The sequence below is a fragment of the Kribbella monticola genome (assembly GCF_003261635.1).
In the GTDB taxonomy this organism is placed as follows: Bacteria; Actinomycetota; Actinomycetes; order Propionibacteriales; family Kribbellaceae; genus Kribbella; species Kribbella monticola.
Window position 1 is genome coordinate 20,817 of record NZ_QFXK01000010.1, and the last position, 14,065, is coordinate 34,881.

At 69.9% G+C, this 14,065-nt stretch carries 13 protein-coding genes; 11 read left to right on the top strand and 2 right to left on the bottom strand.

What is annotated here, in order from left to right:
• The first annotated feature begins 37 nt into the window (after positions 1 to 37).
• From DIZ26_RS06180 to DIZ26_RS06220, 9 genes are read left to right on the top strand one after another with little or no spacing between them, the layout of a single operon-like run.
• The gene (locus DIZ26_RS06180) at positions 38 to 1,672 is read left to right on the top strand and encodes a carbamoyltransferase family protein (RefSeq protein ID WP_112239099.1); all 1,635 of its coding nucleotides are present in this window, start codon (positions 38 to 40) and stop codon (positions 1,670 to 1,672) included.
• On the top strand, positions 1,669 to 3,123 hold the full coding sequence (locus DIZ26_RS06185) for an HAD-IIIA family hydrolase (protein ID WP_112238693.1): 1,455 nt from the start codon (positions 1,669 to 1,671) through the stop codon (positions 3,121 to 3,123). Before DIZ26_RS06180 ends, DIZ26_RS06185 begins: the two co-directional genes overlap by 4 nt.
• The gene (locus DIZ26_RS06190; RefSeq protein ID WP_112238695.1) at positions 3,123 to 4,124 is read left to right on the top strand and encodes a glycosyltransferase family 9 protein; all 1,002 of its coding nucleotides are present in this window, start codon (positions 3,123 to 3,125) and stop codon (positions 4,122 to 4,124) included. The genes DIZ26_RS06185 and DIZ26_RS06190 overlap by 1 nt, the downstream gene beginning before the upstream one ends.
• Positions 4,121 to 5,077, top strand: coding sequence for a glycosyltransferase (locus DIZ26_RS06195; RefSeq protein ID WP_112238697.1), 957 nt, complete (start codon positions 4,121 to 4,123; stop codon positions 5,075 to 5,077). Before DIZ26_RS06190 ends, DIZ26_RS06195 begins: the two co-directional genes overlap by 4 nt.
• Positions 5,074 to 6,276 (top strand): glycosyltransferase, encoded by a 1,203-nt coding sequence (locus DIZ26_RS06200; protein WP_112238699.1) that lies wholly within the window; start codon positions 5,074 to 5,076, stop codon positions 6,274 to 6,276. The genes DIZ26_RS06195 and DIZ26_RS06200 overlap by 4 nt, the downstream gene beginning before the upstream one ends.
• Positions 6,276 to 6,884, top strand: a complete 609-nt coding sequence (locus DIZ26_RS06205) for a D-sedoheptulose-7-phosphate isomerase (RefSeq protein WP_112238701.1) — start codon at positions 6,276 to 6,278, stop codon at positions 6,882 to 6,884. The genes DIZ26_RS06200 and DIZ26_RS06205 overlap by 1 nt, the downstream gene beginning before the upstream one ends.
• Positions 6,881 to 8,230, top strand: a complete 1,350-nt coding sequence (locus tag DIZ26_RS06210; protein ID WP_112238703.1) for a PfkB family carbohydrate kinase — start codon at positions 6,881 to 6,883, stop codon at positions 8,228 to 8,230. The genes DIZ26_RS06205 and DIZ26_RS06210 overlap by 4 nt, the downstream gene beginning before the upstream one ends.
• Positions 8,227 to 8,913: an SDR family oxidoreductase gene (locus tag DIZ26_RS06215; protein WP_112238705.1), complete on the top strand. Its 687-nt coding sequence runs from the start codon at positions 8,227 to 8,229 to the stop codon at positions 8,911 to 8,913. Before DIZ26_RS06210 ends, DIZ26_RS06215 begins: the two co-directional genes overlap by 4 nt.
• On the top strand, positions 8,913 to 9,833 hold the full coding sequence (locus DIZ26_RS06220; RefSeq protein WP_112238707.1) for a glycosyltransferase family 9 protein: 921 nt from the start codon (positions 8,913 to 8,915) through the stop codon (positions 9,831 to 9,833). Before DIZ26_RS06215 ends, DIZ26_RS06220 begins: the two co-directional genes overlap by 1 nt.
• Here DIZ26_RS06220 and DIZ26_RS06225 read toward each other — a convergent pair.
• A complete protein-coding gene (locus tag DIZ26_RS06225) occupies positions 9,763 to 10,734 on the bottom strand; it encodes a UDP-glucuronic acid decarboxylase family protein (protein ID WP_112238709.1) in 972 nt (323 codons plus the stop codon). The genes DIZ26_RS06220 and DIZ26_RS06225 overlap by 71 nt on opposite strands.
• A gap of 74 nt (positions 10,735 to 10,808) precedes the next feature.
• Between DIZ26_RS06225 and DIZ26_RS06230 the strand changes: the two genes are divergently transcribed.
• Both DIZ26_RS06230 and DIZ26_RS06235 read left to right on the top strand, forming a co-directional pair.
• A complete protein-coding gene (locus DIZ26_RS06230; protein WP_112238711.1) occupies positions 10,809 to 11,822 on the top strand; it encodes a DNA topoisomerase IB in 1,014 nt (337 codons plus the stop codon).
• A gap of 136 nt (positions 11,823 to 11,958) precedes the next feature.
• The gene (locus DIZ26_RS06235; protein WP_112238713.1) at positions 11,959 to 12,372 is read left to right on the top strand and encodes a CBS domain-containing protein; all 414 of its coding nucleotides are present in this window, start codon (positions 11,959 to 11,961) and stop codon (positions 12,370 to 12,372) included.
• A 74-nt stretch (positions 12,373 to 12,446) separates the two neighbouring features.
• Here DIZ26_RS06235 and DIZ26_RS06240 read toward each other — a convergent pair whose 3' ends face one another.
• Positions 12,447 to 13,880, bottom strand: coding sequence for an alkaline phosphatase PhoX (locus tag DIZ26_RS06240; protein ID WP_112238715.1), 1,434 nt, complete (start codon positions 13,878 to 13,880; stop codon positions 12,447 to 12,449).
• Positions 13,881 to 14,065 lie beyond the last annotated feature (185 nt).

Below are 14,065 nucleotides of genomic sequence, written 5' to 3' on the forward strand. Positions count from 1 at the left end.
ACCTCCGCTGCTCCCCCGGGTGAAGGAGGTCAAGCACATGCGGGTTCTGGGCGTCAACGCGATCTTCCACGATCCGTCGGCCGCACTGGTCGTCGACGGACAGGTGGTGGCCGCCGCCGAAGAGGAACGATTCAGTCGGCGCAAGCACGGAAAACGGCCGGTTCCATGGTCGGCGTGGGAACTGCCCGAGCAGTCCATGCGCTGGTGCCTGGACGCCGCCGGCCTGCGACCTGAAGACCTCGACGCGGTCGGATACTCGTTCGACCCGTCACTCTGCGTAGACCTGGCCGGGCTCGGAGTCTCCGACCCGGGCGACGCGACCCGGCTCGACTATGCCCGCCGGGCACCGCGGTTCCTGGCGGCCGCACTGCCGGGACTCGATCCGGACAAGGTCCGGTTCGTACCTCATCACGTCGCCCACGCGGCATCGGCCGGCCTGGCTGCGCCGTACGAGCGCAGCGCCTGTCTGGTCCTCGACGGTCGCGGCGAGCGGGCGTCCCACCTGGCCGGTCTGTACGACGGACCTGAGCTGCAGATCCTCGCCACGCAGGACCTGCCGCACTCGCTCGGTCTGCTGTACGAGGACCTGACCGAGCACCTGGGTTTCCTGCGTTCGAGCGACGAGTACAAGGTGATGGCGCTCGCGTCGTACGGAAAGCCGCGGCACCTGGCGGACTTTCGCGAGTTGGTCCGGACGACGGGCGACGGTGGGTTCGTCACCGAGCCGGTGGACTGGTCGGCGTACGCGCCCAAGGCGCAGGACGGCATGGAGCTGAGCGACGCCCAGGCCGACCTCGCGTGCAGCGTCCAGCGCCGGCTGGAGGAAGTTCTGCTGGAACTGACCGGCTGGCTGCATGAACAGACCGGTGCAAAGGCGCTCACGATGGCCGGCGGCACCGCGCTGAACTGCGTCGCCAATTCGGTGATCGCCCGGCAGGGTCCCTACGACCACGTTTGGGTGCAGCCCGCCGCAGGAGATGCCGGTACGTCGCTCGGCGCGGCGCTCCATCTCAGCGCGACCGATGGTCGGCCCGACCCGATGCCGACGGCAGCGCTCGGGCGTGGCTGGAGCGATGACGCGTTGGCCGCTCGTCTCCGGCAGGCCGCGTTGCCGTTCGAAACGCCTGCCGACCTGGCCGCCGTGGTCGGCCAGGCGCTCGCGGACGACCAGATCGTCGCCTGGTACCAGGGGCGTTCGGAGTACGGGCCGCGGGCGCTCGGTCATCGGTCCCTGCTGGCGCATCCGGGCCGGCGGCAGAATCTGGAGCGACTCAACGAGATCAAGGGACGCGAGCAGTTCCGTCCGGTGGCGCCACTGGTTCTCGCGGAGCGAGCGGCGGCCATCTTCGACGGACCGTTGCCGAGCCCGTACATGCTGTTCGTGCACGAGGTCGCGTCGGCCTGGCGAGAGCGCATCCCGGCAGTGGTGCACGTCGACGGCACAGCGCGGATCCAGACCGTCGACCGGGCCGACGAGCCGCTGCTCGCGCAACTCCTCACCGAGTTCGAGCGGCGAACCGGCCTGCCGGTCCTGGTGAACACGAGCCTCAACACGGCCGGCCGGCCGATGGTGGACAGTCCGTCCGACGCGCTCGAACTGTTCGGCTCGACGCCGGTGGGCCTGCTGGTGCTGGGACCTCACGTCGTCCGCCGGGCCGAGGCGTTCCGATGACAACCTGGTCGGTGGTGATTCCGACGGTCGGCAGGCAGGGCCTGTTCGACCTGCTGGACGACCTGGCTGCTCAGGTCCACCATCCCGATGCGATCTATGTCGTCGACGACCGGCGCCAACCCGAGGGCCGCCTGCCGGTCGACGCGACGATCCTGCAGGCCGGCGGCCACGGTCCGGCCCGCGCGCGGAACCTCGGCTGGCGGGCCGCCGACACCGAGTGGATCGCCTTCCTCGACGACGATGTCCGGCTCTCCGGCACCTGGTCGGAGGACCTGCTCGCGGATCTCGAGAGCGCGGCCCCTTCAACGGCTGGGATCCAGGGCGCCATCGTCGTACCGCGACCGACGGATCGGCCGAGCACCGACTGGGAGCGCTCTACGGCGGGGCTCGAGACCGCGCGGTGGGCGACAGCCGACATGGCGTACCGCCGGCAGGCTCTGCAGGATGTCGACGGTTTCGACGAGCGGTTCCCGCGGGCCTACCGCGAGGACGCCGAACTGGCGCTCCGGATCCGCCGGGCCGGCTGGATCTTGACCCGCGGTGGCCGGTACGTGATCCATCCCGTGCGTCGTGAAGGCTTCTGGGTCAGTGTCCGCGTGCAACGCGGCAATGCGGACGACGCCCTGATGCGGGCGATCTACGGCCGCCACTGGCGTCGGCTGGCCGAATGCCCGCCGGGACGCTTCAAAGCACACGTGGCGACTGTCGCGGCAGCGGTTCTGGCGACGAAGTACCGGCGACTGGGAGGAGTCGCGTGGCTGGGGCTGACGCTTGAGCTCATCGCTCGCCGGATCGCACCGGGGCCACGCACTCCCGATGAGATCGCGCGGATGACGGCGACCTCCGTGGTACTGCCCTTCGCCGCGGTCTGGCATCGACTGCGAGGAGCATGGCGGCACCGGCGCAGTACGGCGTGGCCCGGACCGGTCCGCGCGGTGCTCTTCGACCGGGACGGCACGTTGGTCGAAGACGTTCCCTACAACGGCGATCCGGAGCGGGTAGAGCTGGTTCGGCACGCCCGCGAATCGGTCGAGCGACTGCGCACCGCCGGCCTGCAGGTCGGCGTCGTCACCAACCAGTCCGGGATCGGCCGCGGGCTGCTGACGGCCGAGCAGGTGGCCGAGGTGAATCGCCGGATCGACGATCTGATCGGCCCCTTCCAGACCTGGCAGGTCTGCCCGCACGCGCCGGCCGACGGCTGCGCATGCCGTAAGCCGGCGGCGGGGCTGGTCCTGTCGGCGGCTGCCGAACTGGGCGTCCCGCCGCGTCAGATCGTGGTGATCGGCGACATCGCGGCCGATCTCGCCGCTGCCGAGGCGGCCGGTGCGCGGTCCGTCCTGGTGCCCAATCGGCAGACCAGGACCGACGAGATCCTGGCCGCCCGCACGACCGCCCCCGATCTGGCCGCCGCGGTCGATCACGTCCTCGCCGCTTCCGGGGCAGGTCGCTGATGCGAACGGTTCTGATCACGCGGCTCGACAACGACGGCGACGTTCTGCTCGCCGGTCCGGCGATCCGGGCCGTCGCGGCGACCGACCGGGTCGTGCTGCTGGTCGCGCCGTCCGGAGAGCAGGCGGCCCGGCTGCTACCGGGTATCTACGACCTCCTTGTCTGGCCTTGTCCGTGGACCGGATTCCGCCCGCCCGCCGTGGATCGGCGCAGCGTGGAAACCCTGATCGAGGTGTTGTCGCTGGCCCACCTCGGTGCGGCGTTCGTGCTCACCTCGTACCACCAGAGTTCGTTGCCGATGGCCCTGATTCTGCGGATGGCCGGGATCCAGAACGTCGCGGCCGCTTCCGAGGACTACCCGGGTGCGCTGCTCGACCTCCGCCACCGCGCGCCGGCCGACCACGAGGTCGTCCGCCAACTCTCGCTGGTCAGGGCCGCCGGGTACGAACTGCCGCCCGGCGACGACGGCGGTCTGGCGGTGCGCCGAACCAGGCCGGCCGAACAGCCGGAGCGCCCGTACGTCGTCGTTCACCCCGGCGCCTCGGTACCGGCCCGGGCCGCCGGCCCGCAGTGGCTCGCCGACGTGGTCGACGCGCTGGTGGCAGCCGGCCACGAGGTTGTGGTGACCGGCTCACCGGCCGAGCGGGACCTGACCAAGGTGGTTGCTGGAAGCAACGGAATCGACCTGGGCGGTCAGACCGGCTACGGCCGGCTGGCCGAAGTACTGCGGGCCGCCTCCTGTGTTGTCGTCGGCAACACGGGGCCGGCCCATCTCGCCGCCGCCGTCCGTACGCCGGTGGTCTCGTTGTTCGCCCCGGTCGTCCCGGCCGGCCAGTGGGCGCCGTGGCAGGTCCCTTCGATCCTGCTCGGCGATCAGCAGGCGGAGTGCCGCGGCAGCAGGGCACGCGAGTGCCCGATCCCGGGTCACCCCTGTCTGAGTGGCATCGCCGCCGACGAGGTAGTCGTTGCCGTCGGCAAGTTGATCGAGGAGGTGGCAGGATGAGAATCCTCGCCTGGCATGTGCACGCGGCCTGGATGACGTCCTTCGTCCAAGGGCCGCACGAGTACTACGTTCCGGTGCTGCCCGATCGCAGCGCGGACGGCAAAGGGAGGGCCCAGACCTACGACTGGCCGGACACGGTCCGCGAGATCACTCCCGAGGCGCTGCGAACCACCGACCTCGACGTGGTGCTGCTGCAGCGCCCCTGCGAGGTGGAGTTGTTCGCGCGCTGGGCCGGGCGCGCGCTGGGGCGGCACGGCGTACCGGCTGTGTATGTCGAGCACAACACGCCACGGGGAGACGTTGCCGAGTGGAAGCATCCGCTGGCGGCCCGGGCGGATGTGCCGATCGTGCATGTCACCGAGTTCAACCGGACGGTCTGGGACAACGGCATCGCGCCGGCCTTCGTGATCGAGCACGGCGTTCCCGACCACGGCTACGGTTACGTCGGCGACGACGACTCACTGGTTGCCGCGATCAACGAACCGGTACGCCGGTGGCGGGTGGCCGGTACCGATCTGGTCGCCCGCGTCACCGAGCAGGTCCCGGTCAGCGTCTACGGGATGGGTACCGCGGAGTTGCCGGCCCGGATCCCTGGACTGGCTCGCGTGGACGACCTGTCGCAAGCCGAGCTGCACGAGCGGATGGGCCGCCATTTCGGCTACCTGCATCCCTATCGCTGGACCAGCCTGGGGCTTTCGCTGATCGAGGCGATGATGCTCGGGCTGCCGGTGCTCGCGGTGGGCGCGACCGCCGCCTACGAAGCGGTGCCACCGGAGGCCGGTCTGGTCAGCGCCGCCCCCGATCGGTTGATCGAGACCGCACAGCGCTGGCGCCGGGATCCGGCCGAGGCGCGGGCGCGCGGTCAGGCCGCGCGCGCCCATGCGCTGCGGCAGTTCGGACTCACTCGCTTCCTGGATGACTGGGACGGATTGTTGAAGGAGGTCTGCCGATGAGGATCGCTTTGGTGTCGGAACACGCGAGTCCGCTGGCTGTCCTGGGCGGCGCCGACGCCGGTGGGCAGAACGTCCACGTGGCCGCGCTCGCGTCGGCTCTGGCTGATCGCGGCCACGACGTGGAGGTCTACACCCGCCGCGACGACGCCACGCTCCCGGAGCGGGTCCCGTTCGGACCCGGCGTCGAGGTCGTCCACGTGCCGGCCGGACCGCCCGAACCGGTCGCGAAGGACGACCTGCTGCCGTACATGCCGGCGTTCGGCCGATGGCTCGGCGCACGCTGGTCGTCCGCCGTCCCCGATGTCGTGCACGCGCACTTCTGGATGTCCGGTCTCGCCTGCGAGCACGCCCGCCGGCTGACCGCCTTCCCGTTCGCGCAGACCTTCCACGCCCTGGGAGTGGTGAAACGACGCCATCAAGGTGATCGGGACACCAGCCCGCCCGGCCGCCTGGAGATCGAGGCCAGACTGACCCGTACTGCGGACGCGGTGATCGCCACCGCGACGGACGAGGTGCGCGAACTGCTGGAGCTCGGAGCGCCGGCCGAGTCGTTGCACGTCGTACCGTGTGGGGTCGAGCTGTTCAGTGGTGCTGCCGACGACCGGTGGTGGCGAAGTGGGCCGGGCGGGCGGATTCTGTCTCTCGGGCGGCTGGTCGAGCGCAAGGGTGTCGACACCGTGATCGCGGCGCTGGCGGAGGTTCCCGGTGCCGAGCTGGTGGTGGCCGGCGGTCCAGTCGTTGCATTCGACAACGATCCTGAAGTGCGCAGACTGCGTGCCGAGGCTGATCGGCTCGGGGTGGCCGACCGGGTGCGGTTCATCGGTCCGGTTGCTCGCGATGACGTCGCGGGGTTGATGTTGTCGGCCGACGTGGTGGCCTGCACACCGTGGTACGAGCCGTTCGGCATCGTGCCGCTGGAGGCGATGGCCTGCGCCCGGCCGGTGGTCGGTGCGGCAGTCGGCGGCCTGCTCGACACCGTGGTCGACGGCGTCACCGGACTCCTGGTTCCTCCTCGGGATCCCGACCGGCTCGCGGCGGCACTGCGCGATCTGCTGGCCGACCCCGGCCGGCGTGAACGGCTCGGCCGAGCAGGAGCTGCCCGGGTACGGCGTCATTACACATGGCCGCGAGTCGCCGCTGCCACCGAGGAGATCTACCGGCGCATCGGCGCGTCGGTCATCACCGGGAGGGTGTCCTGATGGCGCGCTTCGGAACCGTCGCAGAGCATCTCGGCCACCTGCGCAACGGCCTGGCCAGCCTCGACCGGCAGGCCGGGCTGATCGACAGTTGGGGGCAACAGCTCACCACCGCATTCGTCGCCGGTCACAAATTGCTTGCCGCCGGCAACGGTGGGAGCGCGGCCGAGGCGCAGCACCTGACTGCCGAGCTGGTCGGCCGGTTCGAGAGCGACCGCGCGCCGCTGCCGGCGATCGCATTGCACGCGGAGACGTCCAGCCTGACCGCGATCTGCAACGACTTCGGCCCGGACGGGATCTTCGCCCGCCAGGTCAGGGCGCACGGCCGCCCCGGCGATGTCTTGATCCTGCTGTCGACGAGTGGCCGGAGCCGGAACCTGCTGGCCGCCGCGGCTGACGCACGCGATCGGCAGATGCAGGTCTGGGCGATGACCGGGCCGGGCCGGAGTCCGCTGTCGGACCTGGCCGACCAGACGCTGGCCGTCGAGACGGCGGCGCCGACCGCGGTCCAGGAGATCCATCTGATCGCCGTCCACGCGCTCTGCGCAGCGGTCGAGCGGCATCTGCCATCGGTGCGCTGGGCGGATCAGGCCGCCGAGGTGTCCCGATGACCGCGCGCGTCGTCGTGCTGGGAGATGTCCTGCTGGACCGGGACATCGAGGGCGAGGTACGGCGCATCATGCCGGATGCTCCGGCTCCCGTGGTCGAGATCGGGTCGGAAAGCGACCGGGCCGGTGGCGCGGGGCTGGCGGCCGTCCTGCTGGACAGGCCTGGGGTCTCGGTGCACCTGCTGACCGCGTTGGCCGATGACGAGCCGGCGAAGCGCTTGCTCAACCTGCTGACGCAGCGGATCCCGGTGACATCGGTGCTGACCTCACCCGGTACCCGGTGCAAGACCAGGATTCGCAGCGGTGGGCAGTCCTTGTTGAGGATGGACGTCGAGGCGTCGGCGAGCAGTGATGGCGGCTGCGACGTGGCTGCCCTGGAAGCGGCTCTAAAAGAAGCGGATGCGCTGCTCGTGTCCGACTACGGCGGGGGCGTCCTGAACCACCCAGAGGTACGGCGTGTTCTCACCGACTGGGCAGGTCGCCGGCCACTGGTTTGGGACCCGCATCCGCGCGGAGCCGAGCCGGTCGCGGGGGCGACGGTGGTGACACCCAACAAGGCCGAGGCCGTTCGTTTCGGGTCTGCGGGGGTCGAGCATCCCGACCGGCTGGCCGTGGAGCTTCGCGAGCGGTGGCAGGCCTGGTCGGTCGCGGTGACCGACGGCAGCAATGGCGTGTTCACGGCGAGCGGGGGAGCGCAGGCCCAGTTCACGCCGGTGCCGTTCAGATATAGCGGTGACAGTTGCGGAGCGGGGGACCGGTTCGCGGGCACGGTCGCTGCGAAGCTCGGGGCGGGCGCGACGACGAGCGAGGCGGTCGAAGCCGCAGTACAGGACACTGCGGACTGGCTTGCTGCCGGGGGAGTGCAGGCGACTTCGGAGACGGCGTCTGTGGGGCAGAGCCTTGATGCCGAGGCCGTGGTACGGCGGGTGCGTGCAGCCGGCGGCACGGTGGTGGCCACAGGCGGTTGCTTCGACATCCTGCATGCCGGCCACATCGCATCGCTCGAGGCCGCCAGGAGTCTCGGCGACGCGCTGGTCGTCCTGCTGAACTCCGACGAGAGTGTCCGGCGGCTCAAGGGCAACGGCCGGCCGGTGAACTCGACGGAGGACCGGTGCCGGGTCCTCACTTCCTTGCGGTGCGTGGATGCCGTGGTCGTCTTCGACGACGACGATCCCCGCGCGGCACTGCAGCGACTGCGCCCGGATGTCTGGGCCAAAGGTGGCGACTACACCGCCGAGATGTTGCCCGAGAACCCTCTGGTGACCAGCTGGGGTGGCCGAGTCGTCCTGATGCCGTACCTGCCGGGCCGCTCGACCACCGCGATCCTCGAGAAAGGAAGCACCCGATGAGTTTGGACCGAGTAGCCGTCACTGGTGGCGCGAGTGGACTCGGCGCCGCCGTCGTTCGCGCGGTACGCAAACACGGCGGGACCGCCGTCGCCGTCGATCGGCAGAAGCCGGTCGACGACGTGGGCTGGGTCGAGGCGGACCTCGCCGATCCCGCCTCCGCCGAAGCGGCGCTCGCGGCCGCGGAGGAGCAACTCGGCGGCCCGCTGACCGGGGTGGTCACGGCTGCCGGGGTCGACGCCTGCGGCCGGATCGACGAGGTCGACCTGCAGGACTGGGTCCGGGTGATCAACGTCAATCTGATCGGTACGGCGGCGATCGCTCGAGCGGCCGTACCACGTCTCGAGCGGACCCGCGGGCGGCTCGTCACGGTGGCGTCGACCCTGGGGCTGCGAGCCCTCAGCGACGCAACGGCGTACTGCGCCTCCAAGTTCGGCGTGGTCGGGTTCACGCGGGCGCTGGCCGTCGAGACGGCCGGGCGGGTGGGCGTGACCATGCTGGTGCCAGGTGGCATGCAGACGGCGTTCTTCGACGGTCGTCCGGAGCAGTACAAGCCCGGACCGGACGCCATGCTCAACGATCCCGCCAACGTCGCCGACGCCGTGGTCTTCGCGCTCGGTCAGCCGGCCGGCGTCGAGATCCGCGAACTGGTGATCTGCCCGTCCGTCGAACCCTCCTGGCCGTAGTGCCCCGGCCGGTCCTGATCCTGCGGGCCCTCGGCCTCGGTGACGCGCTGACGGGCGTCCCGGCGCTGAGGGGCCTCAGACGACTGTACGGCGACCGCCCGCTGCTCCTGGCCGGTCGGCAACCCGTGTCCGGCTGGCTTCGTGGGCTGGGACTAGTCGACGACGTGGTGCCGACCGACGGGCTGTCCGGGCCGCCGCCCGGGCGCTCGCTCGGCCGGCACACCGCTGTCAATCTGCACGGTCGCGGGCCGGAGAGCCATCTGTTGCTGCAGGCAAGCAGTCCGGACCACCTGGTGGCGTTCAACTGTGCCGCCGCGGGTCATCGCAGCGGTAGCCGCTGGCGTCTCGATGAGCATGAGGTGGATCGCTGGTGCCGGTTGGTGGGGTCGTGTTCTCGCGAGGATCTCCGGCTTCCTGTCCAGGCCGCGCCGGACGAAGCGGTCGTGGTCCATCCAGGAGCAGCCAGCGTCGCTCGGCAATGGCCGCCGTACAGGTGGATCGAGGTCATCCGGGAACTGCGCGAGGACTCGCACCACGTAGTACTGACTGGTTCGGAAGTGGAGTTGTGCGCTTTCCTGGCTCGGGAAACAGGCGCGGAGGATCTGAGTGGACGTTTGTCTGTTGAAGAGCTGGCTGGTCGGGTCGCCGCAGCGGCCGTGCTGTTGTCCGGCGACACCGGAGTTGCCCACCTCGCCACCGCGGTCGGAACCAGATCGGTGACGTTGTTCGGCCCCACGCCGCCCTTGTGGTGGGGTCCTGCGATCGATCTGGACCGGCATACCGTTCTGTACCACGGTGAGGCGCCGGGTGACCCGCATGCCGATCAACCCGACGCGGCCCTGCTTCGGATCACCGTCCCTGAAGTGCTGCAGGCCGCTCGGGATCAAGTGCGTCACGGAACCAGGCAACCGTCGAACTGAGCCCTTCCTGCCAGTCCACCTGGGGTTTCCAGCTCAGCAACTGCTCGGCCAGCGTGGTGTCGGGCCGTCGTACGGCGGGGTCGTCGACCGGGCGATCGATGAACTCGATGGCCGACTGCGAGCCGGTTGCCGCGATCACGTCCTCGGCGATGCGCAGGACGGAGCGTTCGTCCGGGTTGCCGATGTTCACCGGACCCGGGTGCGCGCTGAAGGCCAGCCCCAGAATGCCGCTGACCGTGTCGTCGACATGGCAGACCGAGCGCGTCTGGCTGCCGTCGCCGGCGACGGTGAGCGGTTCGCCGGCCAGCGCCTGCCGGATGAAGGTCGGGATCGCGCGGCCGTCGCTGGGTCGCATCCGGGGACCGTAGGTGTTGAAGATCCGCACGATCGCCGTGTCCAGGCCTTCGCTGGTCCGGTAGGCGGTGGTAAGCGCCTCGGCGTACCGCTTGGCCTCGTCGTACACGCCGCGTGGGCCGATCGGGTTCACGTGGCCCCAGTACGACTCCGGCTGGGGATGGACCTGCGGGTCGCCGTACACCTCCGACGTGCTGGCCAGCAGGAAGCGGGCGCCCTTCTCCTTGGCCAGGCCGAGCGCGTGCCAGGTGCCGATGGCACCGACCTTGAGGGTCTGGATCGGCAACCGGAGATAGTCGATCGGCGAGGCGGGACTCGCGAAGTGCAGGATCAGGTCGACCGGGCCCGGGACGTGCACGAACTCGGTCAGATCGGTCCGGGTGCAGGTGAAGGCGGGATTGTCGAGCAGGTGGGCGACGTTGCCGGGGGATCCGGTGAGGAAGTTGTCCAGACAGGTCACCTGGTGGCCCTGCTGGAGCAAGCGTTCACACAGATGACTGCCGAGGAATCCGGCCCCGCCGGTGACCACCACGTGCTTTTCGTCCATGGCCCGCGGTACCCCTGGCAGTGGCTTGGAAACGTCTCCGGCCGGCCGTGAATCGGCCCGGGTACAGGGACGGCATGCGACTGCGTCGAAGCCATCCTGACAAGCCGGGGTACACCCGCCGGCGCCGCGGCAGCGGCTTCAGCTACCACGACACCGAGGGCGGCCGGATCGAGGACGCCGACGTGATCGAGCGGATCCGGACGCTGGCGATCCCACCCGCCTGGCGCGACGTGTGGATCTGCCCCTACCCGAACGGGCACATCCAGGCGATCGGCACCGACCAGGCCGGCCGGCGGCAGTACCTGTACCACGACGACTGGCGCTCGGCACAGGACGACGACAAACACGACCGCGTACGCCGTCTCGCGCGCAAGCTACCCGCGTTCCGCGAGGCCGTCGACGCGGACCTCTGTGCCGACGGGCTCGGCCGGAGCAAGGTTCTGGCGGTCGCGCTGAGAATGCTGGACTACGGTGTCTTCCGCACCGGCAACACCCGGTACGCCGAGGAGTACGGCAGCCGTGGTGCGTCCACGCTGCTGCGCGACGACGTCCGGGTCAGCAAGGGCCAGGTCGTCTTCGACTTCGTGGCCAAGGGCGGCCAGCAGCGCAAGATCTCGTTGGACGACGACCGCCTGGTGGCCGCCGTACGGTCGCTCAAGCGGGCTCGCCACGACAGCCCGCGGCTGCTGGTCTACCGCGACGAGTCCGGGTACCACGAGATCGACGCGGGGATGGTCAACGACCGGTTCCACGAATTGGTCGGGGACGACTACACCGTGAAGGACCTGCGCACCTGGACCGCCACCGTGCACGCCGCGGTCGACCTGGCCGAAGCGGATCCACCGGCCACCAAGAAGGCGCTGAACGCCGCGGTGAAGGACATGCTGGAAGAGGTCTCCGACCATCTCGGCAACACCCCGACGGTCGCCCGTGCGTCCTATGTCGATCCCAGGGTCGTCGAGCAGTACGAACACGGACGGACGATCGCGGATGCGGTCGAAAAGGTCGGCACCGACCTCGACGACGACAAGACCCGCGCCGTCGTCGAACGCTCGGTGAACCGCCTCCTCGACCAGGACGCCCGCTAGCTTCCTTCACTGTCTCCCGGCGCAGCGATTTGTTGTTGCCTGCCAGGGGAATCGCGGGGGTTTCGATCGGCTGCGGAGGGGAACCGCAGGGCTGTCCGTAGAGCAGCCAGCAGAGTTCGGTGAGGAGTTGAAGACGATGACCAAAGCACGGGATCTGATGACAGCCGGTGCCGAGTGTGTCGGCGAGAACGAGACACTGGTCGACGCGGCTCGCAAGATGCGCGACCTCGACGTCGGCGCGCTCCCGATCTGCGGTGAGGACAACCGGCTGAAGGGCGTGCTGACCGATCGCGACATCGTGGTCCGGTGCCTGGCCGACGGCGGTGACCCGGCGACGGCGCTGGCCGGCCAGTTCGGGCAGGGCAAGCCGGTGACGATCGGCGCGGACGACAGCATCGAGGAGGCACTGGCGACGATGAGCAAGCATCAGGTCCGCCGGCTGCCGGTGATCGACGGCCACGACCTGGTCGGCATGCTGGCCCAGGCGGACATCGCCCGCGCCATGCCCGACGCGGCGACCGGCGACGTCGTCCAGGACATCTCGCAGTAGGACGTCCGCCAGTAGGACTCCCGCGGCCGAAGAGGTGACACGGTCAGCCGTGTCACCTCTTCGGCGTTGGCTGCTCAGCCGAGGTAGTCGCGCCAGGGGCCGGTGATGGCCAGCGTGATACCGGGCGTCTGGATGTTGACGAACAGCACCTTGCCGTCCGCGGAGAAGGTCGGCCCGGTGAACTCGGAGTCGTTCAGCATGTTCCGGGCGATCGCGTACGTCGGGCCGCCCGGCGTCGCGCTCAGCACGTGGCTGCTCGCGTTGCCGTCCTCGGCGAGGATCAGCGAGCCCCACGGGGTGACGGTGACGTTGTCCGGCCCGTCGAAGTTCAGGTCCGCGTAGCCGACACCGTTCTCCGCCGCCGGGTTCGACGGGAAGTACGTGACCAGCTGGATGGTCTTCGACTTGTAGTTGTAGAACCAGACCATGCCGTCGTGCGGTACGGCGTCGGCCGGCACATCCGTCGTACCGGACTTGGCGTAGGAGTTCACGACGTAAACGCCGTCGTGGGTTCCGTAGACGCCCTCGAACTTCTTGCCGCGGGTGACCTGGCCGTCGGTGAACTGCTTGCGGGTCGACACGGTGACCGCGTCGCGGTCCGGCACCGGCACCCACGCGACCCGGAACGGCCGCAGCAACTGGGCCGAGGTCAGGTAGGCGACGTCCGGGATCGGCTTGCCGTCGTCACCCAGGATGGCCATCGCCTCGAGCTTGCCGAAGCCGGCGTTCTGCAGGTCCTTCCAGCTTTCCTTGCCGAGCCGGTAACCGGCCGGGGCGCTCCAGCGGTAGAACGATCCGTTCGGGCCCGACGCGTCCTCGGACAGGTAGATGTGCTGCCGGTCCTGGTCGATCGCGAGCGCCTCGTGGGCGTAGCGGCCGAGGGCCTTGAGCGGCACGGGGTGAGCGGTCTTGCCGTCACCCCAGACCTCGAACACGTAGCCGTGGTCCTTCAGCCGGGTCGTGCCGTTGGCCTTGTTCTCGGTCTCCTCGCACGTCATCCAGGTGCCCCAAGGAGTGGGGCCGCCGGCGCAGTTGGTCAGGGTGCCGGAGATGCCGACCCACTCACCGTGGTTCTTGCCGTCGCAGTCGACGGAGATCACGGTGCAGCCACCGGCCGCGCCGACACCCTCGTCGTACACGGTGCCCGGGATCTGCGGTACGCCGAGAGCGGAGTTCGCGCCGATCTCGTGGTTCTGGATCAGCGTGTAGCTCCTGGGGCCGGCCGCGAAGACCGCCGTACCGTCGTGCAGCTCCGGGGTCGGCTGGCCGCTCTTCAGCTTGGTCTCGCCGGCCCGGGTGACGACGGTGTACTTGAAGCCCGGCGGCAGCGCGAGCAGACCCTGGGGGTCGTCCATCAGCGGCGGGAACGGGCGGTTCGTCGGGTACGGCCGCGAGGCGGGCGCGGGCGTGGCCTCGGCGAGCGAGGGGACGGCGCCGACGGCGGCGAATCCGACACCCGTGGCGCCGACGGCGGCACCCCGCAGGACGGAACGGCGATCGAGGGACATGGCGGAGCTCCTTGCATTGAAGTCGGTCGTACTGCGGCCTGATCCTTCACGGCACCGGCGGCCCGCAGGCAAACACCATCTGAACAATCACCGCTGCCCACCGTTCATCATTCTGTGTTATCGGCTGACTACAACGTGTATGACCTGCCCCGGCCCCCGGGGTGAGTGCGCCAGGGTGTTCTACG